The organism is Pedobacter jaeyakensis, from assembly GCF_054461315.1.
In genome coordinates this window covers 3266884-3288702 of record NZ_CM136921.1, presented here as the reverse complement: position 1 = coordinate 3288702, position 21819 = coordinate 3266884, and the positions used below count along the sequence as shown (strand labels likewise).

Genomic DNA, 21819 nt, shown 5'->3' with positions numbered 1-21819 from the left:
TATGAAAGAGCTATTTGACAAGCTATCTGCGGATTGCAGTAAGTTGACTACAAAAAGTTACAGTACCAGTTTCTCGTTAGGTATATATTTCCTAAATAAAAAATTACGTGATCCAATTTATGCCATTTATGGTTTTGTGAGGCTGGCGGATGAAATTGTAGACAGTTTTCATGACTATGATAAGGAATATTTGCTTAAAAAGTTTAGAGCAGATTGCCTGGAAGCGATCGATCACGGGATTAGCTTGAACCCTGTGTTAAATTCTTTCCAACAGGTAGTTAATGATTACGGAATCGATCTTGAATTGATTGAGTTATTTTTGCAGAGCATGAAAATGGATCTGAGGGAAACCATTTATACGCCGGAAAAATTTAATGAGTATATACTCGGATCTGCGCAAGTTGTTGGATTAATGTGCTTAAGGGTATTTACCGACGGAAATAATGATGATTATGAACGGTTAAAGTATTCGGCCATGAAACTCGGCTCTGCATTTCAGAAGATAAACTTTTTGAGGGATGTAAAAGCTGATTATCAAGTTCTGAGTCGTAATTATTTTCCTAATTTAGACCTTTCTAAATTCACTAATGCAGAAAAAGTGTTAATAGAGCAAGACATAGAACAGGATTTCAAAGATGGTTTTGAGGGGATTAAAAGATTGCCGTCGACTTCCGGAAATGGTGTCTATCTTGCATATATCTATTACAAAGAGTTATTTAATAAGATTAAGAAATGTACGGCTGAAAAGGTAATGAATGAGCGCATCAGAATTTCCAATCGCCACAAGTTTAGCTTAATGTTCGACTCAGTACTGCGTTATAAAATGAATGCCATATGAAACTGCTGGTCTTGATATCGATGTTTGCGATGACGTCATTTAACTTTGACGAACCACAAGCGGAGGAATTGAGAATCCTTTTTTATAAGTCGGCAGACGACAAAAACGCTGCAAAAAAGTTTTCAAGAGTTCTTAAGGACATTGATATTAGTTCTAGTCCACTTCTAGTTTGCTATAAAGGTGTTGCAGAAATGATGCAGGCTAAACATACATTTAATCCGTTTAATAAGCTGGCTAGGTTTTATAAAGGCAGGTCGCTTATCGAACAATCTATTAAACTTGATCCAGGTAATCTGGAACAGCGGTTTTTACGATTTTCTATTCAGAGTAATCTTCCTGGATTTCTGGGATACAACAACGAGATAGAAACAGATAAAATGATATTGCTGAATGGTTTAAACGATTTAAAAGATCAAAAATTAAAAGAGAGAATTGTTACCTATATGATTGGGTCGGCAAAACTCACAACTACAGAATTGAAAAAATTAAAATGACAATTGAAAAAGTAATACTCGTTGATGTTGAAGATAATATTCTTGGAACGATGGATAAAATTGAGGCACATGTTTTGGGTAAGCTTCACCGGGCGTTCTCTGTATTTATCTTTAACAATAAAGGTGAGCTTTTATTACAACAGCGTGCTTTTGATAAATATCATTCAGGAGGGAAGTGGACGAATACCTGCTGCAGTCATCCACGCTTGGGGGAGGATAACCTCGCAGCGGCCAATAGAAGGTTAAGAGAAGAAATGGGTATGAGTTGTAAACTGGAATACGTCTTTAACTTTACCTATAAAGCTGATTTAAATGATGGAATTGCGGAGCATGAACTGGATCATGTATTTTTTGGTATCTGCGATGATCTGCCAAAAATTAATGAGGAAGAGGTTGCTGGCTATAGATACATTACTTTGGCTGATCTTTCAAAAGAAATTGCGGTCCACCCTGAATTGTATACGGATTGGTTGAAGATTTGTTTCAACCAAGTTGAACAAGCTTATTCAAAACTATTTTAGCTATGACCTTTTTAATGAATTTTTTAATAGTCACAGGCACCTTCATCGGTATGGAGGGAGTAGCCTGGTTAACACATAAATATTTAATGCACGGTCTTTTGTGGGTTTTACATAAGGACCATCATAAAAAGGATACTGAAGGCTTCTTAGAATTCAATGATTCGTTTTTTCTGATATTTGCGATACCAGGTATAGTTTGTCTAGCCCTCGGATCATTCTATAACAATTACGTAGCCCTATGCATTGGAATAGGAATTACCTTATATGGTGCTGCTTACTTTTTTGTGCACGACATTTTCATCCACCAAAGATTTAAAGTTTTTAGGAATTCTGATCACTGGTATTTTAAAGCGATAAGACGGGCACATAAAATGCACCATAAGCACCTTACCAAAGATCACGGAGAATGTTTTGGGATGTTATGGGTTCCCTTTAAATACTTTTTGGAGATTAAGGGTAAGCGATAACTATGAAGTACACTTACCTCTTAATTGATTTCTTTACAATCATAGTTCCTTTTGTATTTTCCTTCCACCCGAAGCTTAATTTCTATAAAACCTGGAAGGCTTTTTTTCCAGCTGTTGTGATTACAGGTTTACTGTTTATTGCTTGGGACATCTACTTTACCAGCATATCAGTATGGGGTTTCAATCCTGATTACCTTATTGGAGTTAACATTTCAAATTTACCGGTTGAAGAGGTGTTATTTTTTCTTTGCATCCCTTATTCATGTGTATTTACTTACCATTGTTTGGATTTGCTTTTTACTGAAGGTTTACGCCCTCCAAAAGAAAATTTATTGACCATTTCACTGATATTGATATTTACAGCGCTCGGTGCAATAAATCACCGTCACATATACCCGATGGTTACCTTTATTACTTTAGCAAGCTTGTTAGTCTTAGCAAAATATGTAATAAAGGTGGTTTGGCTGGGCAAGTTTTATTTGATCTATCTCGTGCTGCTCCTGCCATTTTTTATCGTCAACGGTTTATTAACGGGAACCGGCCTTGAAGCTCCGGTAGTGTGGTACAATAGTGAGGAGATTATAGGTATTAGATTGCTGACTATACCAGTCGAAGACATATTTTATGGGATGGCACTCATTTTAATGAATCTGATCATCTACAAAAGGCTCTTAAAAACACAAGTGTAGATTTAGCTTTGTTCTATTAATTTGCAGTCATATTTTTTATTCATTACCTGTTTATCATTTTTTTGGTCTAATTTCAGGCCATGAAGCAAGTCCCGGCTAGTTTAAGATCTGTTCATGTTATCAGATATGTATCCCCACTTAGGGAGGGTGGATCAATGCCCGCAATAGCAGAGGCTGATGACGAATTTCTGTATGTGGTTAAGTTTAAAGGCGCAGGGCAGGGGACAAAAGCACTTATTGCAGAAATAATAGGAGGGGAACTGGCACGTATATTAGGTTTTAGGGTACCTGAAATTGTCTATGTCAACCTTGATGAGGCGTTTGGCAGAACTGAGCCTGACGAGGAAATCCAGGATTTATTGAAGGCAAGTGTGGGACTCAACTTAGGTCTTCATTACTTATCAGGTTCTATTACTCATGATCCGGCGGTTGTGAAAATAGATCCAAAGCTGGCTTCCCAGATCGTTTGGTTGGATTGCTTGCTGACAAACATGGATCGTACTCCTCGTAATACCAATATGTTAATATGGCATAAAGAATTATGGTTAATAGACCATGGTGCATGTTTGTATTTTCATCACAATTTGGGTAATTGGGAAGAACAGGCTGTTAAGCCATTTACACTGATAAAAGATCACGTTTTACTACCTCAGGCATCGTTATTAGCGGACGTTGATGAGGAATTCAAATCGCTGCTTTCCAAAGAAGTGATCAGTTCAATTGTAGCATTGGTACCAGATGACTTCCTTGTAAATGATTCTTCCACTGAGACCGCAGAAGAAATGCGTGCCATTTATGTAAATTTTCTATTGCTTCGTATCGCAAATTCTCACACTTTTATTAATGAGGCCAATAATGCAAGGACAGCAATTGTATGAGTATGCGGTAATCCGCTGGGTGCCTCAGGTAGAGCGTGATGAATTTGTAAATATTGGTGTAATACTATATTGTTCGAAACAAAAGTTTTTGAAGATTTTTTATCAATTGGATCAAAGGAGGCTTTCTTCTTTTAACGGGTTATTTGATGAGTTAGAGCTAAAACCACACCTCGAGGCTATCGAATTCATTTGTACCGGAGATAAACGAGGAGGTCCCATCGCTTTACTTGATGTGCCATCCAGATTTAGATGGTTAACGGCGGTAAGAAGTACAACAATACAAACCTCAAGGGTTCATCCCGGGTATTGTTTTAATCCCGATGAAACGCTCGTTAAGCTTTATAAACAGATGGTTTTGCTGCCCTAATTGTATAACACTAACCCATTGATTTTAATACTACTAATCATATGAATGAGGATTTTTACTATCATTTACACCATAAACAGAGTCTGATAGAAGCCGTTCCTTCTAATTTTGAAATCTCGGAATGGGCCATGAACCTGCTAAATCTGCTTTATCCTGAGCGGTTAACCACCCCAGACTACTCTGTAAATGAAATTAAACGCTTGTTTCAAAAACAGCAAAAAGAATTAGTGCGCATACTAAATGCCACCAAAGTATGTGAAGATTGTGACAATGATGCCATTGCTGAGGCTTTTTTTGCTAAGTTGCCTGAACTGTATCGAAAAATGAATACGGACATTAGTGCTATATTGAATGGCGATCCGGCCGCGAAAAGTGAATTTGAGGTGATCAGGAGCTATCCTGGTTTCCTGGCAATTGCTTTGTATCGCATAGCACATGCTTTATTGAATGCAGACATACCAATAATTCCAAGGATACTTACAGAGCATGGACATTCTGTGACGGGGATAGATATTCATCCGGCGGCAAAAATTGGGGAACATTTGTTTATAGATCATGGAACCGGAATTGTCATAGGTGAAACCGCTGTTATCGGAAATCATGTAAAATTGTACCAGGGAGTTACACTGGGAGCATTAAGCGTTGACAAGAACAAAGCAAATACGAAACGGCATCCTACAATTGAGAATCACGTGATCATTTATTCAGGTGCTACAATACTTGGCGGTGATACCACTATTGGCGAGTCTTGTGTAATAGGGGGTAATGTTTGGTTAACTAAAAGCGTTCCTGCCAATTCAACAGTTTATCATCAGTCAACAGTTAAAGTAGTAGAAACAAAAAATACAATTTAGTATGGGTAGCATCATTGACTTTGTAGGCAACACGCCCCTGGTAGAGGTAACGCGTATGCATCATAATCCGGCTGTTAAAATTTATGCAAAACTGGAAGGCAATAATCCAGGTGGTAGCGTGAAAGATCGGGCAGCCCTTAATATGATTAGAAGTGCTATTGAGCGTGGTGATATTAAACAAGGAACTAAACTGATTGAAGCCACTAGTGGGAACACTGGTATTGCACTTGCCATGATTGCCAGTATGTATGATCTGGAGATAGAGTTGGTGATGCCATCAAATTCCACAAGAGAACGCACGCTTACCATGGAAGCTTACGGCGCTAAAGTAACTTTGTTAGACAACATCGAGGCTTGTAGGGATTATGCAGAAGAGAAAGGAGTTTCTGATGGTTATTACTTATTAAATCAGTTTGCAAATGCTGATAATTATTTGGCGCATTACAAAACAACAGGGCCTGAGATATGGAGGGATACTGAGGGTAAGATCACTCATTTTGTAAGTGCTATGGGAACTACCGGAAGCATTATGGGAAATTCGATGTTTTTAAAAGAACAAAATCAGGATGTACAAATTGTTGGTTGTCAGCCTACAGAAGAATCATCAATTCCAGGAATCAGGAGGTGGCCGGTTGCTTACTTACCTAAAATATTTGATGCGAGCCGTGTGGATAGGGTAATGGATGTTTCGCAACAGGATGCGACGGCTATGGCCAGAAAGCTAGCAAAAAAAGAAGGTATATTTGCTGGCATGAGCACAGGCGGGGCACTATGCTGTGCTTTGAAATTGGCGGAGGAATTGGAGTCCGGTTTAATTGTTTTTATTGCTTGCGACCGTGGTGACCGGTATTTGAGCAGTGACCTATTCGGTTGACCTGCACGATAACGATTGCGTAAATAAAATCAATACAATGCATTTAATCTATATATTATTTATGTAGACTTGTTTAAGCACTGTATGAATTTATTAAATGATTTTATCAAAACAAACACTCAGTAGCGTTAATACTGCCGTTAACGAACTTACTTCTCCCGCTATTTCTGATCTTCCTGAAAAAGTACTGCAATTTGGTACTGGCGTTCTTTTGAGGGGACTTCCCGACTACTTCATAGACAAAGCCAATAAACTTGGAATATTTAACGGCCGGATTGTGGTAGTAAAATCTACCAGCAAGGGCGATTTGGCTGATTTTGAAAAACAAGATGGGCTTTTTACCATATGTGTAAGAGGACTGAGCGATGGTAAAGAGGTAAGCGAAAACATTATTAATTCTTCTATTAGCCGGGTTTTATCTACCAATAACCAATGGAATGAGGTATTGAATTTGGCAAAACTAGCCTCACTGCAGATTATCGTTTCTAACACTACTGAAGTGGGTATTGTTCTACTTCATGAATCAATACACGGAGGTCCGCCGGTTTCTTATCCTGCAAAATTATTGGCAGTCTTATACAGCAGGTATCAGGCCCTAAAAGACGAAAGTGCTGCTATTGTCATCATCGCAACAGAACTTATTCCAAATAATGGTAAGAAACTAAAGTCAATTGTAGAGGAATTGATTGCTTACAATAGTCTAGAAGCTGAGTTCTCCGAATGGCTCACGAATTACGCGATCTTTTGCGATTCGCTGGTAGACAGAATCATTCCAGGTAAACCAGATGAGCGGACCAGATCGGAACTCTCGCATGATTTAGGCTATCAGGATGAGTTGCTAATTATGGCCGAGCCTTATCGCTTGTGGGCGATCGAGGGGGATGAACGTGCGGCGAGTATTGTCAATCTGGAAAGCGCAGACGATGGAGTTGTCATAAAGCCTGACATAGAAATATACCGGGAACTTAAAGTGAGGCTGTTAAACGGAACACACACCTTGGCATGTGGTATAGCCTTTCTTTCAGGAATACCTACTGTTTCTGAAGCAATGAACAATATGCAGATTAGAAATTATATTGATCAAGTGATGCATTCGGAAATCGTTCCGGCAATTCCTTATGATGTTGCTTTAGAAGAGTCTTATAAGTTCTCGAAAGCAGTTTTAGATAGATTTGCCAATCCCTTTATTGAGCATCAGTGGCTGAGCATTACTTTTCAGTACAGCATGAAACTAAAGATCAGAATTTTACCGGTACTGATCCAGTATTTTAAGCTTTTTGATGCTGTGCCTGAACGAATTGCTTTTGGTTTTTCCGCCTATTTGACTTTTATGAAGGTATCTAAAAAACAAGGCGAATTATATTTCGGAAGCTATAATGGGCATGATTATGCCATAACTGATGATCAGGCCGAATATTTTTATAGAAAATCCGATGTTTCTGAATATCCTGGAAACGTATTAAATGACAATGTATTTTGGAGTTATAATTTAGCCTTGCATCCAGAGTTTTTAGCACAAGTTGAAAAAAATTATCACTATATTAATGAGCATGGAATTGTTGCTGCGATGAGCAACCTAAAATAATAATAACACACCAAACCAAATATAATGAACGGGAAAAAAGTTACCAGATACAGGTGGACTATCTGTGCACTGCTGTTTTTTGCTACTACTGTTAATTATTTAGACAGACAGGTTTTAAGTCTTCTTAAGCCTCATTTGGAGGATATTTTTGGCTGGAGTAATAGTGACTACGCAAACATCGCTTCTGTTTTTCAATTTACTTATGCAATATCCATGCTTTTTGCAGGTCGTATAGTAGACAAGCTCGGCACTAATAAAGGATATGCCTGGGCAATTATTATATGGTCCATTGGAGCCATTGTACATGCTTTAGCTATCCCAATAGGACAGGGGATTGCAACAGCGTTAGGATTTGCCGGTATTGCTTCAATATCGATCTCAATTGCAGGATTTATGTTTTCAAGAGCAATACTTGGATTTGGCGAGGCAGGCAATTTTCCAGCAGCAATTAAAGCAACGGCCGAGTATTTTCCAAAAAAAGAAAGGTCATTCGCTACCGGTATTTTCAACTCAGGAACAAACGTTGGTGCGGTACTAGCACCACTTACGGTGCCTTTTATCGCAAAGCAGTGGGGTTGGGAAGCTGCTTTTTTGCTAATTGGAGGCATAGGATTTCTATGGTTGATATTTTGGTTTAAATATTATGATAAGCCAGAAGAGCAAAAGAGAATGTCGGCAGAAGAGCTGGAGTACATTAATGACGAGCAAATTGAGGGCTTTGTAGCAATTAAGGAGCCGGTATCTGCTGATGCAAAGATATCTTGGTTTGCGTTATTGGGTTACAGACAAACCTGGGCATTTGTGGTCGGCAAATTTATGACAGACGGAGTATGGTGGTTTTTCTTGTTTTGGCTACCCGCCTATTTAAAAGATCAGTATGGAATGGTGGATACCCAAGTAATGTTACCACTTGCAGTATTGTACAGTATGACGATGTTTGGCAGCGTTGGGGGTGGATGGTTTCCCATGTATTTCATTAACAAAGGATATGCGCCCTACGATGGGCGCATGAAAGCAATGTTGATGATCGCATTTTTTCCACTTGTGGTTCTCGCCGCACAGCCTTTAGGACACATAACATTTTGGATTCCTGTTGTTTTGATTGGAATTGGTGCGTCCGCACATCAGGCTTGGTCTGCCAATCTTTTTACTACCGTATCAGATATGTTCCCAAAAAAAGCTATAGGTTCCGTAGTTGGTATAGGAGGAATGGTAGGAGGTTTGGGGGGTGTTTTCATCACTAAATTAGGTGGTGCATTATTTGATAAATACAAAGCACTTGGAACTATTGAAACTGGTTATACCATTATGTTTACCATCTGTGCCCTGGCCTATCTTGTAGCCTGGCTAGTGATGAAAATACTGGTGCCAAAATACAAGCTGATTACGGATCTATAAGAAACTGTTAATATTACATAATGTAATGGCAGTAACACAGAATTATACGCTTAAATTTACCTCTACTTTTGGAGTTAGTTAAAGTGAAATATATGTATAAGATTCGAGTTGTAGCCTGGAATGTAATCCTGATCACCTGCTTTGTTTTAGCACAGCAAGCCTGTGCCAATGCGACAATCAAAAGGTTAAATTCGTATGTTATTCCTTTTGGGAAATCCTCTTCCATAATTTACTACACTTCTTTAGGGACTTACGATGTTAAAATTGGATCTCAGACCATAATTTCTTCTGCTTTAAGCAAGGTTCTAAATGGTGGCGAGTTTTTGAAGAGTACAAATTATACATCGCTAAAGATTAATAAAATAGCTATTAATGACCAATTCGGGCAAGGTAAAAAGTATACCGTGGTACTTACTAAAGCAGGTATGCCCACCATGGAACAGGTGTTTTATACATATGGAGATAGAGATTATTTCTTTTCAGAGGTCATATTAAAAGGTGCTAACCTCTCTAGTAATAAGATGAGTCCGGTTTATTCCAAAAAAGTAAATCTTTACGCCAAAGGCGATAACCGGGTGTTGTTTGTGCCATTTGATAATGACACTTTCATTCGCTATGATGCAAAATCTACAGCTAACGAAACTGATAATACCAGTTCGGAGGTTGGTGCGATCTATGATAATGATAGTCGCAAAGGTTTGATTGTCGGTTCCCTCGAACACACGGTTTGGAAAACAGGTGTCAAAACTCATGGTAAAATGGATCAGCTAGAAGAATTGGATGTGTTTGGAGGATACGTGGATCAGGATGTTACCAGAGACAAGATTGGTCACGGGTCCGTCTCCGGTAATATGGTTAAATCCCCTAAAGTATTTGTGGGGTATTTCGCCGATTGGAGAAAAGGATTATCGGAATATGGTAAGGCAAACAGGTTACAAGAACCACCATATGTATTCAATTGGACTAAACCAGTTCCATTCGGTTGGAACAGCTGGGGTGTGATACAAGAGAAGCTGAGTTACGAAAAAGCCATTAAGGTCGTAGATTATTTTGCCACAGCGCTTCCCAAGTTTAGAAGTGGTCAAACCGCCTACATTGATCTGGATTCATTTTGGGATAATTTTACCGGAGGGATGCGCGGCGATTTCAGCAAGCTGAAGGAGTTTGCAGATCATTGCAAAAGTAAAGGACTGCAGCCAGGTGTATATTGGGCCCCTTTTACAGATTGGGGTTTTAAATCGAAAAATGATAGGGAAGCAGAGGGGAGCAACTATAAGTTCTCTGAAATGTGGACTAAAGTAAAAGATGGCTATCATGATTTTGACGGAGCCAGGGCTCTCGATCCTACTCACCCCGGTACTTTAAGACGCATAGATTATATCATCGATAAATTAAATGCTTGCGGTTTTAAAATGATTAAAATCGACTTTTTAGGACATGCAACAGCAGAATCAAGCAGTTTCTTCGATCCATCTGTTAAAACTGGTATGCAAGCATATCGGGTTGGAATGGAGTATTTAGTTAAAAGACTAGATAATAAAATGCTGATATACGCAGCCATTTCACCGAGTTTAGCTACAGGGAGATATGCACATGTAAGAAGAATAGCCTGCGATGCCTGGAAAACTGTTAAGGATACAGAATACACTTTAAATAGTGTTAACTATGGCTGGTGGCAAACCAATGTATATAACTTTATTGACGCTGATCATGTTGTATTTGATAACGAAAGCGAAGGTTCAAATAACGCTAGACTTGCTTCAGCTTTAATCACCGGAACATTGATTACAGGTGATGATTTTTCTACTAATGGACCGTGGACAGAAAGGTCTAAGAGTCTTTTACAGAATATGGATTTATTGGAAATTGCTCGTGATGGAAAAGCGTTTATACCTCTTGACGGCAATACGGGCACAAGGTCAGGTTCAATTTTCTTAAAGCGAGCTGGGAAATATTTATACCTGGCATTATTTAATTTCTCAAAAGATGGGATGGATTACGAAATTCCTTTAGGTAGACTAGGACTTACCGATAAACAGTATACTGCTACATCGCTTTTTACTGGAAGTAAAGTTGTAATAGATCAAAGTTTTCACTATCGCATCGATGGGAATAATGCAGATATTTTGAAACTGCAACTTTAAACTTTCTTGAATTCTTAGCCTATGGATGACTTAACATTAACTTAACATTTAAAGTGCATCTTTGCATATGTTTTTATATACCATAGCGGCAGTATTTTTCGTATTTGCGATAATAGCGGCCTTCAAAATGGAATCTCCCCTAAAAGGAATTTTGTTTATTCTTGCGCTCATCTTGGTTTGTGGTGTTCTGTATATCTTCATTCTATTTCCTGGGTTATCGGGCCTGTCAGTGGCCTTAATGCTCCTGGTGTTTATCCTGAGACAAAATAAAAAATAATCTTAAGGAACATTTGGGTTGTTTCTAGTTATTTAGTTTAATAATCGTTAATTTTGTTTTCATTGTTTGGTAACTTAATTAGTGTTTATGAAAACTTTAGGAGAGAAATTTAAAATTTTGAGACAAAGAAAGGGCGTAACTCAGAAAGCGATGGCTGATTTATTGGAAATTTCTATCCCCGCTTATTCGAAGCTTGAAACCAATATTACCGACCCAAACTTTAGCAGGATTAATCAAATTGCTGGTATACATGGATTGTCCTTCAGGCAGTTATTTGAGGTTGGGGAAGACGAGTTAGGGGGACATACAGATATCATAAGCGGTCTTACAAATAAAATAAGCGAGCTGGAGGCCACGGTGATTAGGCTTCAAAGTAAGATTATAGAATTGTACGATAAGGAAAATGGCAGGAATTAATATTCGAAACTTTTAACCAACTCCAACATTTTACTGCACCTGCTTGAAAGCCAATCATATCCAACAGCATTAACAGGTTTATCGAAGAGCTTCGAACCTAACCCCAGGGCGGATACGCCAGCACTAAGCCAATTTCTCACATTTTCTTCCTCCAGACTCACACCACCCGTTGGCATAAACTTAAGTGTTGGGAACAATGGTTTAATTGCCTTTAAAAAGTTTGCACCTAATAAATCCCCCGGGAATAGCTTTATCAATTTTGCATTAAGTTCTTCTGCTGCACTTATCTCCGTTGGAGTCATACAGCCTGGTATCCAGAAAATGTCATGCGCTGCTGCAATTGCGGCAAGTTCTTTTTTTACAACAGGACTAACAAGAAAGTCGGCTTTAAGATTTATATATTGTTCTGCTTTTTCAACTGTTTTTATGGTTCCAATACCCAAAATAAGTTCTGGTAAATTTTTGTCCCTGTAACTGAGCATCACCTTAAAATTTGCCATTGCATTCGCACCGCGATCTGTAAACTCAAAAACACGAATTCCTCCATTATAGCAGCTCTTCAAAACCTCTAAGCATACCTCTACATCGTCGTTATAATAGACGGGAATTACTGGATATTGCGTGATGTACTGTAACGTATTTTTTTTCATTTTTATCCGCTAAAATTGCCATCTCCAAAGTCTCCTTTGATGAAAAGCTTGTTATAACCTGCATTGGTTGCCATTTCAACAATTTGTTGTCCGTCTAAATCTGTTAAAATGCCATTGAGTAGTCCAGCCATAAAGGCATCGCCACTTCCAATTCTATCCACTACTTTGTTGGTCTCTAAAATAGCTGAACAGTAGTCGTTATCTCTTGTATGATAAGTGCCGTAGAATAAATTGTGTGAACTGTTGTCCATGAACCTGAACGTGTTGGCGACATGCTTACAAACTGGAAAATTTGCAAAAATATCCTTTGAACTTTTAATAGATTCCTTAAAATAAATCTCCGGACTAGTATCACGATTTAGATTTTCATTTACCGGGGTACCAAGCATTTTATTGGCTGCCCAGATGTTTCCCATAATAACGTGACAGTGCTTTACGAGTTTGGGCATGAGTTCAATTGGAGCGTGGCCATAATCCCAAAGCCTGCTTCTATAATTCAGATCTACAGATATTTTCAATCCGTGCCGGGTTGCAGCATCCAATGCTTCAGCAATTACCAGGTAGGTATTAAAATTTAAAGAAGGGGTTAACGCAGACCAGTGAAACCAGGAGTGTCCCTTCATTTTTTCGTCCCAGTTAATTTGACCAGGTGCTAACATACTAAACGATGAGTATTTTCTATCGTATACGACCTCTCCATTAGTAAGGCCGTTCGGAGATAAAAGAAAATATAAACCCAAACGGGTGCCTGAAATGATAGATCTGGAAGTATTCACCCCTAAAGAATTTAGGCGTTCCAATGCGGCACCTGCTAATGCGTTTTCTGGATGAGCAGTCAAATAAGTAACAGGTAACTTATTTTGCACAAGAGAGGCCGCAACGTTCGCTTCAGATCCACCCGGGAAAATGGAAATGCGATCTTCTTCACCTTTTAGAAACTCACCAGACGAACTAAGCCTGACCAGCAACTCGCCAAATACCAATACATCAAGATTCTTTTGCATAGTTGGTTAGAAACAATGTTGCAATTATACAGGTATTATCTTTAACCTAAGAAATTTCTCTCTAATTAACCACGCAAACGATTTCGGGTAGAATCTCTAACCATTAAAACTGTGTCTAATACTATAGTCTCAAATTCTGTCACTTTATATCTGCTTTCAATTAATGAAATAAGTTTCTGCGCGGCTTGCACACCAATTTCAAATGCGGGTTGATGCACAGTACTGAGTGATGGATTTAAAGCCTCGGCGAGGTCTGTATTTGTGAAACCGATGATAGCAACTTGTTCTGGGATTTTGTAGTTAAATTTATTTAAAATAGCTAAACATCTTGTTGTTATTTGATCAGTAGCAGTAAATATGGCATCCGGTCTTTCTTCCAGGTTCATGAATATGTTATGGAATCTTCAAGGTCATTTGTCAGTGTAGTGGTATCTGCATAGTCGCAAAACTTCACTAGTTCAGATCTAAATTCAATTCCATTGTCTAAGAGTGCTTTTTTGTAGCCGTTTAAGCGCTCTGTAGTAATGCTCAAAGTTGTATTTGTATTTAAATGCGCTATTTTTTTATAACCCGCTTCTATTAAATGGGTTGTTGCTTCATAAGCTCCTTTAAAGTTGTCGGCACCTACCTTATGTGTTTCAATCTGATCGCTCAACCTGTCAAACAAAACCACCGGCAAACCACTCTCTTGAAGTGAATTCAGATAACTTAAATCAACGCCTTGGTACGCGGGTGAGATAAGAATGCCATCTACACCTCCAGCGTAAAGGAGGGATAAGCAGGCAATTTCCTGTTCATGAGATTCCTTGCTTTGCATGATAATGATTTGGTAAGCTTTTTCAGTGCTGTATTTGTCAATCCCATCAAGCATTTGTGAAACGAAGTTATTATCTAATGAGCAAACAACAACGCCAATTGACCTGCTTTTACCTTCTTTCAGACCTTTAGCCATTCGATTTGGAGAATAGCGCTGGGATTTTGCATAAGCCAAAACTATATTTTTAGTATCCGAGCTAATCTCATAGCTATCGTTTAGTGCTTTTGAGATAGTGGAAATAGATAAGTCCAATGCCTTTGCAATATCTTTAAGAGTTACGTTTTTGCTCATGCCCGATTATTCTACTTGCATTTTTATTCCATTTGTCTCGTAAAACTAAGCTTTTCCATCAGTTTTTAGTATTTGACAAATATATGATAGATTTTATGTAAGGTGTTTCTACATTTGCTTAACGGTGTTAAATTATTTACGCCTATCATAATTATTATGGGAAGTAAGGAACGCATTGCGAGATTGAAGGATGAGACCAGGATTAATATCTTGGATGCTGCCCTTGATATTGTAAAAGATGAAGGTTGGCAATCCCTAAGTATGCGCAAAATTGCGGACAAGATTGAATACACCGCTCCTATAATATATGAGTACTTTGCCAACAAGGAAGGTATTTTGTTAGAATTAACGAGGAAAGGCTATGTGATTTTAGGCCGCGATGTGCGCGAAGCCATGAATACGGAGACGGTACCTGAAAAACAACTGGAAGCAATGTGGATTGCTTATTGGAATTTCGCATTTGAAAACAAAGAACTTTACCGTTTAATGTATGGTGTAGACATGAACTGTTGTGAACTAAAAAAGTCCATGCCGGAGGCAGAGATAGCAGATGACCAGTTTTGGGATGTTATTGAAAAACTGGTTACACCCGAAAATTCAAATGAAGAATTTATATGTAGAAAGTATTACACTTTCTGGTCGATCATCCACGGATTGATCTCGATCAATTTGGTTAATAAAGGTAGGGGACAGGAGATGAATCAACATATTTTACAAGACGCAATAAAGGGAATAATTAAAAATATCAATGATTAACTAATGGGTTAGAGAGAACCCTTTTTTTTACAAATTCTACTTAACGCTGTTAAATGACTTACAGCATGTTAGCAATACAATTTTTCTTAGTCACTATTCACTCACAATTAATCACAAACAAATTTTAAAATACAATTATCATGAAATATAACCTTCCTTACTCACATTTACTTAACGTTGTTAAACGATCTATTAACGTTAAGATATTTTTTATTTTATTTATTTCGCTTTCCCTCCACGGTTGCACTGGCGGCGAGAAAATGCAGGTAGCAGCACCTGTTATACAATCACTTCCGGTTATTTCCATTGCTAAAAGTTCGGAAACCACATTTATTGAGTATCCCGCATCAATAGAAGGAGCAGTAGATTTAGAGATTCGTCCTCAGGTTTCGGGAGCGCTAGAAAAGATCTTTGTAAATGAAGGTGCCTTGGTTCAAAAAGGACAGCCGCTTTTCAAAATCAACGAACTTCCTTTTAGGGAAGCGTTAAACAATGCTAAAGCTTCCTTGCAATCTGCAAAAGCAGCCGTAACCAATGCCCAATTGGAGGTGGAGAAGCTGACGCCGCTTGTGGCCAATAAGGTGGTGTCTGAATTTCAGCTTAAAAGTGCAAAAGCTGCCGCTGAGGTTGCACAGGCAAATGTTGAACAAGCTAAGGCTGGGGTAGCCACCGCAAATATTAACCTCGGATACACATTAATTAAGGCACCGGTAAATGGGTATGTTGGTAGGTTACCGAAAAAGCAAGGAAGTTTGGTAAGTGCCGCAGATGCCGCCCCGCTTACTTTACTTTCCGATGCACACGAAGTGCATGTCTATTTTTCGTTAGGAGAGGATGACTTCATCAGTTTCAATGAAAGGTATACTGGTAAATCAATTTCAGATCGGATGAAAAATATACCTGATGTATCGCTAGTACTTGCTGATCAAACAGTTTATGCGCAACAAGGAAAAATAGACATGGTAGACGGGCAGTTTGATAAACAAACAGGTTCTATCTCTCTGAGAGCAACTTTTCCTAACAGACAAGGTTTATTGCGCTCTGGAAATACTGGAAAGATCCGTATGGGCGTGGAGCATACAAATGCCCTCTCAGTGCCACAATCAGCTACTATTGAAATGCAAGATAAAATCTTTGTATTTACTTTGGCAGACAGCAACAAAGTTAAAAAAGTGCCAATCACCATACTTGCCAAAAGCGGGACAAATTACCTGGTTAAGGATGGTATTAAAATAGGTGACCAGATCGTACTCAGTGGTATAGATCGCCTTCAGGAAGGCCAAGTCATCAAACCTGAAAAACCAGCTGAAAAGGTTGCTCAATTAATTTCAAAAAAATAACTACTATAATGTTCAAAATATTTATACAAAGGCCCGTACTGGCCACCGTTATTTCCATTTTACTCGTCATACTCGGTGCTCTGGGCCTCAACAAGTTGCCACTACAGCAATTTCCGGATATCGCTCCCCCTGCAGTACTGGTAGCAGCTGTTTATCCAGGCGCAAATGCGGAAACAGTATTGCGTTCTGTAGCTCCTTCACTTGAGGAGTCCATCAATGGCGTGGAAAACATGAGCTACATGAGCTCAACTGCTAGTAATGATGGTACTTTAGCCATCACCGTGTATTTCAAACAGGGAACCGATCCTAATCAAGCAGCGGTAAACGTCCAAAACCGTGTTGCCCAAGCCACCAGTCAATTGCCCGCCGAAGTGGTACAACAAGGCATTACTACAACAAAGCAACAAAACAGTTTAATCGGAGCCATCGGCATTTATACAGAGGATCCTGAAAAATATGACCAGACATTTGTTGCAAATTATGCACAGATCAACATCATCCCAGAAATCAAGCGGATTCCGGGTATAGGCTCTGCTGTTATATTTGGTGGGGTAAAAGACTATTCCATGCGTGTTTGGCTTAATCCAACACAAATGGCAGATTATAAAATTACGCCTGCCGAAGTGATGGCTGCCATACAGGACAAAAACCTGGAGGCTGCACCGGGAAAATTGGGCGAAACAAGCAAGGAAGTATTTGAATACGTTATTAAATACAAAGGCAAGCTCACTAAACCGGAAGAATACGAAAACATTGCCATTCGTGCCAATGCAGATGGTTCAGTATTGCATTTAAAAGATGTTGCCCGTGTTGAGCTGGGTGCATATTCCTATACAAGTGCAACCCACTTAAATGGTAAAGATGGAATTGGTATCGGATTAATTCAATTGGCGGGTTCAAATGCCAACGAAATACAAATTGCAGTAGACAAACTGATGGATAAAGCAGCAAAGGATTTTCCTGCCGGTATTAAATATAATCAGTTTTACCGGACAAAAACTGCGCTTGATGAGTCCATTAGCCAAGTAGAACATACACTCATTGAGGCGTTTATCTTAGTCTTTATTGTGGTGTTCATCTTCCTTCAAGATTTCCGTTCTACTTTAATTCCTGCCATTGCGGTTCCGGTCGCACTTATGGGCACCTTTTTCTTTATGAGCCTTTTTGGTTTTTCTATTAACTTGCTAACCCTATTTGCGCTGGTATTGGCTATCGGTATTGTGGTCGATGATGCCATTGTAGTGGTCGAGGCGGTGCACGCTAAACTGGAGCACCATCCGGGAATGAGTCCCAAAACTGCCACAAAGAAAGCCATGCATGAAATTACAGGGGCGATTATATCGATCACCTTAGTGATGGCGGCGGTATTTTTACCAGTCGGTTTCATGACCGGTTCAACAGGTATTTTCTATAGACAATTTGCTTTTACTATGTCTATAGCAATTGTAATATCAGCAGTTAACGCGCTAACTTTAAGTCCTGCGCTAGCTGCGCTTTTTTTAAAGAGTTCCCATGTCGATGAACATGGAGCTGTTGTTAAAACCGGGTTTGTACAAAAGTTCTATACTGGCTTTAACAGCGCATTTGGTGTAGTCACTGGACGATATATTGATGGTGTAAAATTCCTTATTAAGAAAAAGTGGGTGGCCATTTCGGGATTAGTTGTCATTGTTGTTGCCACTATCTTTATGGTGATCAATACCAAATCTGGTTTCATACCCACAGAAGATCAGGGATTTATTGCGGTATCCATGTCAACACCCTCAGGAACCTCATTAGACGGAACAACCAAAATTCTAAGAGAAGCTGAAGAATCAGTTAGGGAATTGCCTGCGGCAAGATTTGTTACCGCTATTTCTGGGTTTAACTTGTTAACCAATTCCAATAGTCCCTCTTCTGCGGTCTTCTTCGTATTGCTTAAACCTAACAAGGACCGAGGCGATGTTAAGGATATCAATGAAATCCAAAACATCATGCGTGGTAAACTGGCGGCTATCACTGGCGGTACCTTCTTTGTATTTAGTTTTCCAACTGTTCCCGGATTCAGTAACGTTGAGGCGCTTGATTTGGTGCTTCAGGACAAAACAGGTGGCAAACTTGAAAAATTCAGTGGTGTAGCGAACGAGTTTATTGGCAAGTTAATGCAGAAAAAAGAAATTGCCTTTGCTTTTACAACTTTTAAAGCCGACTACCCACAACTACAGTTAGAAGTAAACGATGACAAAGCAAACCAACTGGGTGTGAATGTTAAGGACATCCTGCAAACCATGCAGGCCTATTTTGGTAGCGCTCAGGCTTCAGACTTTAACCGTTTCGGCAAGTATTACAGAGTGATTGTACAGGCAGATGTTGCCGACAGGACTGATCCCTCATCTATCGACAGGGTATTTGTAAAGAATAAAGCTGGTGAAATGGTTCCTATTAACACCTTAGTGAAACTGACCAGAATCTACGGATCAGAAACCGTATCACGTTACAACTTGTTCAATTCTATACAGATCAATGCGATTCCTAAGCCTGGTTATAGCTCCGGCGATGCCATCAGGGCCATACAGGAAACTGCCGCAGAGCAACTGCCATCAGGCTTTGCCTATGAGTTTTCTGGCCAAACACGCGAAGAACTTTCGTCTGGTGGTCAATCAACAGTAGTATTTCTCCTGTGCTTGGTGTTTGTATACTTTTTACTATCAGCACAGTATGAGAGTTATATATTGCCGCTAGCAGTAATACTTTCTATTCCAACAGGTATTTTTGGTGTATTTGTGGTGTTAGGTTTAACCGGTATAGAAAACAATATTTACGTACAGGTCGCCCTCATCATGCTTATAGGATTGCTTGCTAAAAATGCGATCCTTATCGTGGAATTCGCTGTACAGAAACGAAAGGCTGGAATGGGACTAGTAGAAGCGGGTATTGAAGCCGCTAGATTAAGAATTCGTCCCATTATCATGACCTCATTGGCCTTTGTATTTGGATTGTTTCCTATGAGTATTGCAACTGGCCCTTCTGCGCAGGGTAACCACTCCATCAGTATCGGTGCAGCGGGTGGAATGGTATCAGGAGTACTACTGGGATTGTTTGTTATTCCCGTACTCTTCATCATTTTCCAACACCTCCAGGAAAAACTTAGCGGCACCCCTCGTGCTGTTGGTCAAAATTTTAATCACGTTAAAGAACTTGAATATGAAAACGCCTAATTATAGCTATATCTTCCTATTCCTTGCGCTTATTGCGCAAGGATGTAAAATCTCAAAAGACATTCCAATCCCTGCTAATGCTACACCTGTGGCGTACAGGAATGCTGTAACTAGTGATTCAACAAGCATAGCTTCCCTGCCCATTAAAGAGTTTATTTTGGAGCCGGAAATACAGAAACTGATCGATACTGCTTTGGTCAGAAATTACGATCTGCAACTGGCGCTAAAGAATATTGAAGCCTCGGAGGTATTGTTCAGCCAATCCCGTTTGGGCAACCTGCCGGTTCTTAATTTACAGGTAACTGCAAGTTCGAACAGACCGTCTGATAATGGACTAAATGGTCTAAGCGCCAGCCAGTTTGGTATCACTCATATCGAAGACTATAATGCCAGTCTGGGATTAAGTTGGGAAGCCGATATTTGGGGCAAAATCAGGAGTCGTAAACAAGCTGCCCTAGCAACTTATTTACAAACTACTGAGGCCCGCAAAGCTTTACAAACAAGAATCGTAGCCGATGTAGCTCAAGGTTTTTACCAATTGCTTATGATGGATGCGCAAATGGCAGTGGCCAAAAAGAACCTGGCATTGAACGATAGTACCTTAAGGATCATTCGTATGCAGTTTGATGCCGGACAGGTAACTTCATTGGCTATACAACAGGCAGAGGCCCAACAACTGGTTGCTGCCCAATTAATCCCTCAATTGGAACAGGCCGTTACAGTTCAGGAAAATGCACTGCGCATCTTGACTGGTCAACTTCCTTCTGCAATTGCCAGAACGGCTAGTTTGGAAAGGTCGACCATCCCATCCAATCTGCCTTCAGGTTTCCCCACTGCTTTGCTGAGCAGCCGACCTGATGTGAAAGCTGCTGAGCTATCTCTTAACATTGCCAATGCAAAGGTGGGAATTGCAAAAGCGAGTTTGTATCCTACTTTAAGTATTACTGCAAGTGGTGGTTTAAACTCTCTAAAAGCGAGCAACTGGTTTAACCTCCCGGCTTCATTGTTTGGTGTTGTTGGAGGTGGAATTACACAACCTATATTTCAGCGTAAGCAATTGAAAACAGATTATGAACTGGCTAAAATAGACCGCGAGAAAGTGGTTTTGGAATTCAGGCAGTCGGTATTAAATGCCGTAGGCGAAGTATCTGACGAACTGGTGAAAATTGAAAAATTGAAACAGCAATACGACATTTCTCAAAAACGGGTAGCCACTCTACAGCAAGCGGTGAAAAATTCCAATCTTTTATTTAGAAATGGAATGGCAACCTATTTGGAAGTAATCACCGCACAAAGCAATTATCTGCAAAGCGAATTAGAGTTGGCCACGCTCAAAACAGCACGTTTGTCGGCAACTGTTCGTCTTTACCGGTCATTAGGAGGGGGTGCGTAATCCCTAATTATAAACTGTAAGTAATTTTAAAGGCGTCTGTGTCAAATTGTGGAGGTAAAAGAAACTATATTCACCTGAATATCGTTAGTTTTGGTAACACATAAAAAGGACGAAATATGAAAAACTTGTTTTTAATGGCTTTTGCAGTGCTATTTAGCCTTTCGGTGAGCGGGCAGATTCTCAAGCCTGTTAAATGGGGTTACGTAGCAAAAAGAACTTCTAAAACAGAGGCAACCCTTTTAATTAGGGCGACGATTGAGCAGGGATGGCACATCTATTCTCAAAACGTTGGTGAAGGTGGACCTATCAAAACTACGTTTACTTTTGCACCTGCAAAGGCTTACACGCTGGTAGGCAAGACTATAGAGCCAAAGCCAATTGTTAAGTTTGAGAAAACTTTTGATATGAACGTAAGCTATTTTGAAAAAACAGTTACGTTCCAACAAAAAGTTAAACTTGGACCATCCAAAACAGTGGTTAAAGGAAGCGTTGAATTCATGGTTTGCGACGATCATCAATGTCTGCCGCCAGAAACTATCGAATTTTCTATTCCTGTTAGCTAATTGTA

General features: G+C 39.4%; 23 protein-coding genes. 18 read left to right on the top strand and 5 right to left on the bottom strand.

Annotated features, from left to right (window positions below; translation table 11 throughout):
- Nucleotide 1: 1 nt before the first annotated feature.
- From ACXZ1K_RS14645 to ACXZ1K_RS14590, 12 genes are all read left to right on the top strand, one after another.
- Nucleotides 2-838, top strand: a complete 837-nt coding sequence (locus ACXZ1K_RS14645; RefSeq protein ID WP_458970416.1) for a phytoene/squalene synthase family protein — start codon at nucleotides 2-4, stop codon at nucleotides 836-838.
- Nucleotides 835-1332, top strand: a complete 498-nt coding sequence (locus ACXZ1K_RS14640; RefSeq protein ID WP_458970415.1) for a hypothetical protein — start codon at nucleotides 835-837, stop codon at nucleotides 1330-1332. Before ACXZ1K_RS14645 ends, ACXZ1K_RS14640 begins: the two co-directional genes overlap by 4 nt.
- Nucleotides 1329-1853 carry an isopentenyl-diphosphate Delta-isomerase gene (gene idi / locus ACXZ1K_RS14635; RefSeq protein WP_458970414.1) on the top strand — a complete coding sequence of 175 codons (525 nt, stop codon included), beginning with the start codon at nucleotides 1329-1331 and terminating at the stop codon, nucleotides 1851-1853. The genes ACXZ1K_RS14640 and idi overlap by 4 nt, the downstream gene beginning before the upstream one ends.
- 14 nt (nucleotides 1854-1867) lie before the next feature.
- Nucleotides 1868-2320: a sterol desaturase family protein gene (locus ACXZ1K_RS14630; protein ID WP_458970413.1), complete on the top strand. Its 453-nt coding sequence runs from the start codon at nucleotides 1868-1870 to the stop codon at nucleotides 2318-2320.
- Between the two features lie 2 nt (nucleotides 2321-2322).
- Nucleotides 2323-3009 (top strand): lycopene cyclase domain-containing protein, encoded by a 687-nt coding sequence (locus ACXZ1K_RS14625; protein ID WP_458970412.1) that lies wholly within the window; start codon nucleotides 2323-2325, stop codon nucleotides 3007-3009.
- 80 nt (nucleotides 3010-3089) lie between these two features.
- Nucleotides 3090-3887, top strand: a complete 798-nt coding sequence (locus tag ACXZ1K_RS14620) for a HipA family kinase (RefSeq protein ID WP_458970411.1) — start codon at nucleotides 3090-3092, stop codon at nucleotides 3885-3887.
- Nucleotides 3853-4254 (top strand): DUF3037 domain-containing protein, encoded by a 402-nt coding sequence (locus tag ACXZ1K_RS14615; RefSeq protein WP_458970410.1) that lies wholly within the window; start codon nucleotides 3853-3855, stop codon nucleotides 4252-4254. The genes ACXZ1K_RS14620 and ACXZ1K_RS14615 overlap by 35 nt, the downstream gene beginning before the upstream one ends.
- 41 nt (nucleotides 4255-4295) lie before the next feature.
- Entirely contained in the window at nucleotides 4296-5108 is an 813-nt protein-coding gene (gene epsC / locus ACXZ1K_RS14610) for a serine O-acetyltransferase EpsC (protein WP_458970409.1), read from the top strand.
- A 1-nt stretch (nucleotide 5109) separates the two neighbouring features.
- Nucleotides 5110-5982 carry a cysteine synthase CysM gene (gene cysM / locus ACXZ1K_RS14605; RefSeq protein WP_458970408.1) on the top strand — a complete coding sequence of 291 codons (873 nt, stop codon included), beginning with the start codon at nucleotides 5110-5112 and terminating at the stop codon, nucleotides 5980-5982.
- Between the two features lie 97 nt (nucleotides 5983-6079).
- Complete coding sequence (locus ACXZ1K_RS14600) at nucleotides 6080-7567, top strand: tagaturonate reductase (protein WP_458970407.1); 1488 nt, start codon at nucleotides 6080-6082, stop codon at nucleotides 7565-7567.
- Nucleotides 7568-7591: 24 nt separating this feature from the next.
- Nucleotides 7592-8965, top strand: a complete 1374-nt coding sequence (locus ACXZ1K_RS14595; protein WP_458970406.1) for an MFS transporter — start codon at nucleotides 7592-7594, stop codon at nucleotides 8963-8965.
- Between the two features lie 92 nt (nucleotides 8966-9057).
- The gene (locus ACXZ1K_RS14590; protein ID WP_458970405.1) at nucleotides 9058-11109 is read left to right on the top strand and encodes an alpha-amylase family protein; all 2052 of its coding nucleotides are present in this window, start codon (nucleotides 9058-9060) and stop codon (nucleotides 11107-11109) included.
- Between the two features lie 48 nt (nucleotides 11110-11157).
- Here ACXZ1K_RS14590 and ACXZ1K_RS14585 read toward each other — a convergent pair whose 3' ends face one another.
- Complete coding sequence (locus tag ACXZ1K_RS14585) at nucleotides 11158-11310, bottom strand: hypothetical protein (protein WP_458970404.1); 153 nt, start codon at nucleotides 11308-11310, stop codon at nucleotides 11158-11160.
- Between the two features lie 163 nt (nucleotides 11311-11473).
- Here ACXZ1K_RS14585 and ACXZ1K_RS14580 point away from each other — a divergent pair, with 163 nt between their 5' ends.
- Nucleotides 11474-11803, top strand: coding sequence for a helix-turn-helix domain-containing protein (locus ACXZ1K_RS14580; RefSeq protein WP_458970403.1), 330 nt, complete (start codon nucleotides 11474-11476; stop codon nucleotides 11801-11803).
- Here ACXZ1K_RS14580 and ACXZ1K_RS14575 read toward each other — a convergent pair.
- The 4 genes from ACXZ1K_RS14575 to ACXZ1K_RS14560 form a co-directional block, all read right to left on the bottom strand.
- Entirely contained in the window at nucleotides 11800-12453 is a 654-nt protein-coding gene (locus tag ACXZ1K_RS14575) for a beta/alpha barrel domain-containing protein (protein WP_458970402.1), read from the bottom strand. The two genes, ACXZ1K_RS14580 and ACXZ1K_RS14575, sit on opposite strands and share 4 nt — an antisense overlap.
- A gap of 2 nt (nucleotides 12454-12455) precedes the next feature.
- Complete coding sequence (locus tag ACXZ1K_RS14570) at nucleotides 12456-13457, bottom strand: PfkB family carbohydrate kinase (protein WP_458970401.1); 1002 nt, start codon at nucleotides 13455-13457, stop codon at nucleotides 12456-12458.
- A 65-nt stretch (nucleotides 13458-13522) separates the two neighbouring features.
- A complete protein-coding gene (locus tag ACXZ1K_RS14565) occupies nucleotides 13523-13843 on the bottom strand; it encodes a substrate-binding domain-containing protein (RefSeq protein WP_458970400.1) in 321 nt (106 codons plus the stop codon).
- The gene (locus tag ACXZ1K_RS14560; protein ID WP_458970399.1) at nucleotides 13840-14565 is read right to left on the bottom strand and encodes a LacI family DNA-binding transcriptional regulator; all 726 of its coding nucleotides are present in this window, start codon (nucleotides 14563-14565) and stop codon (nucleotides 13840-13842) included. The genes ACXZ1K_RS14565 and ACXZ1K_RS14560 overlap by 4 nt, the downstream gene beginning before the upstream one ends.
- A gap of 156 nt (nucleotides 14566-14721) precedes the next feature.
- Between ACXZ1K_RS14560 and ACXZ1K_RS14555 the strand changes: the two genes are divergently transcribed.
- From ACXZ1K_RS14555 to ACXZ1K_RS14535, 5 genes are all read left to right on the top strand, one after another.
- The gene (locus ACXZ1K_RS14555; RefSeq protein WP_458970398.1) at nucleotides 14722-15321 is read left to right on the top strand and encodes a TetR/AcrR family transcriptional regulator; all 600 of its coding nucleotides are present in this window, start codon (nucleotides 14722-14724) and stop codon (nucleotides 15319-15321) included.
- Between the two features lie 140 nt (nucleotides 15322-15461).
- Nucleotides 15462-16661, top strand: a complete 1200-nt coding sequence (locus tag ACXZ1K_RS14550; RefSeq protein ID WP_458970397.1) for an efflux RND transporter periplasmic adaptor subunit — start codon at nucleotides 15462-15464, stop codon at nucleotides 16659-16661.
- A gap of 8 nt (nucleotides 16662-16669) precedes the next feature.
- On the top strand, nucleotides 16670-19858 hold the full coding sequence (locus ACXZ1K_RS14545) for an efflux RND transporter permease subunit (RefSeq protein WP_458970396.1): 3189 nt from the start codon (nucleotides 16670-16672) through the stop codon (nucleotides 19856-19858).
- On the top strand, nucleotides 19845-21251 hold the full coding sequence (locus ACXZ1K_RS14540) for a TolC family protein (RefSeq protein WP_458970395.1): 1407 nt from the start codon (nucleotides 19845-19847) through the stop codon (nucleotides 21249-21251). The genes ACXZ1K_RS14545 and ACXZ1K_RS14540 overlap by 14 nt, the downstream gene beginning before the upstream one ends.
- Before the next feature lie 116 nt (nucleotides 21252-21367).
- Entirely contained in the window at nucleotides 21368-21814 is a 447-nt protein-coding gene (locus ACXZ1K_RS14535) for a protein-disulfide reductase DsbD N-terminal domain-containing protein (protein WP_458970394.1), read from the top strand.
- Nucleotides 21815-21819 lie beyond the last annotated feature (5 nt).

Excerpts from the sequence above, each read along its gene's own strand:
- ACXZ1K_RS14645 (WP_458970416.1), top strand. The coding sequence starts at position 2 with ATGAAAGAGCTATTTGACAAGCTATCTGCGGATTGCAGTAAGTTGACT.
- ACXZ1K_RS14640 (WP_458970415.1), top strand. The coding sequence starts at position 835 with ATGAAACTGCTGGTCTTGATATCGATGTTTGCGATGACGTCATTTAAC.
- idi (WP_458970414.1), top strand. The coding sequence starts at position 1,329 with ATGACAATTGAAAAAGTAATACTCGTTGATGTTGAAGATAATATTCTT.
- ACXZ1K_RS14630 (WP_458970413.1), top strand. The coding sequence starts at position 1,868 with ATGAATTTTTTAATAGTCACAGGCACCTTCATCGGTATGGAGGGAGTA.
- ACXZ1K_RS14625 (WP_458970412.1), top strand. The coding sequence starts at position 2,323 with ATGAAGTACACTTACCTCTTAATTGATTTCTTTACAATCATAGTTCCT.
- ACXZ1K_RS14620 (WP_458970411.1), top strand. The coding sequence starts at position 3,090 with ATGAAGCAAGTCCCGGCTAGTTTAAGATCTGTTCATGTTATCAGATAT.
- ACXZ1K_RS14615 (WP_458970410.1), top strand. The coding sequence starts at position 3,853 with ATGAGGCCAATAATGCAAGGACAGCAATTGTATGAGTATGCGGTAATC.
- epsC (WP_458970409.1), top strand. The coding sequence starts at position 4,296 with ATGAATGAGGATTTTTACTATCATTTACACCATAAACAGAGTCTGATA.
- cysM (WP_458970408.1), top strand. The coding sequence starts at position 5,110 with ATGGGTAGCATCATTGACTTTGTAGGCAACACGCCCCTGGTAGAGGTA.
- ACXZ1K_RS14600 (WP_458970407.1), top strand. The coding sequence starts at position 6,080 with ATGATTTTATCAAAACAAACACTCAGTAGCGTTAATACTGCCGTTAAC.
- ACXZ1K_RS14595 (WP_458970406.1), top strand. The coding sequence starts at position 7,592 with ATGAACGGGAAAAAAGTTACCAGATACAGGTGGACTATCTGTGCACTG.
- ACXZ1K_RS14590 (WP_458970405.1), top strand. The coding sequence starts at position 9,058 with ATGTATAAGATTCGAGTTGTAGCCTGGAATGTAATCCTGATCACCTGC.
- ACXZ1K_RS14585 (WP_458970404.1), bottom strand. The coding sequence starts at position 11,310 with ATGAAGATATACAGAACACCACAAACCAAGATGAGCGCAAGAATAAAC.
- ACXZ1K_RS14580 (WP_458970403.1), top strand. The coding sequence starts at position 11,474 with ATGAAAACTTTAGGAGAGAAATTTAAAATTTTGAGACAAAGAAAGGGC.
- ACXZ1K_RS14575 (WP_458970402.1), bottom strand. The coding sequence starts at position 12,453 with ATGAAAAAAAATACGTTACAGTACATCACGCAATATCCAGTAATTCCC.
- ACXZ1K_RS14570 (WP_458970401.1), bottom strand. The coding sequence starts at position 13,457 with ATGCAAAAGAATCTTGATGTATTGGTATTTGGCGAGTTGCTGGTCAGG.
- ACXZ1K_RS14565 (WP_458970400.1), bottom strand. The coding sequence starts at position 13,843 with ATGAACCTGGAAGAAAGACCGGATGCCATATTTACTGCTACTGATCAA.
- ACXZ1K_RS14560 (WP_458970399.1), bottom strand. The coding sequence starts at position 14,565 with ATGAGCAAAAACGTAACTCTTAAAGATATTGCAAAGGCATTGGACTTA.
- ACXZ1K_RS14555 (WP_458970398.1), top strand. The coding sequence starts at position 14,722 with ATGGGAAGTAAGGAACGCATTGCGAGATTGAAGGATGAGACCAGGATT.
- ACXZ1K_RS14550 (WP_458970397.1), top strand. The coding sequence starts at position 15,462 with ATGAAATATAACCTTCCTTACTCACATTTACTTAACGTTGTTAAACGA.
- ACXZ1K_RS14545 (WP_458970396.1), top strand. The coding sequence starts at position 16,670 with ATGTTCAAAATATTTATACAAAGGCCCGTACTGGCCACCGTTATTTCC.
- ACXZ1K_RS14540 (WP_458970395.1), top strand. The coding sequence starts at position 19,845 with ATGAAAACGCCTAATTATAGCTATATCTTCCTATTCCTTGCGCTTATT.
- ACXZ1K_RS14535 (WP_458970394.1), top strand. The coding sequence starts at position 21,368 with ATGAAAAACTTGTTTTTAATGGCTTTTGCAGTGCTATTTAGCCTTTCG.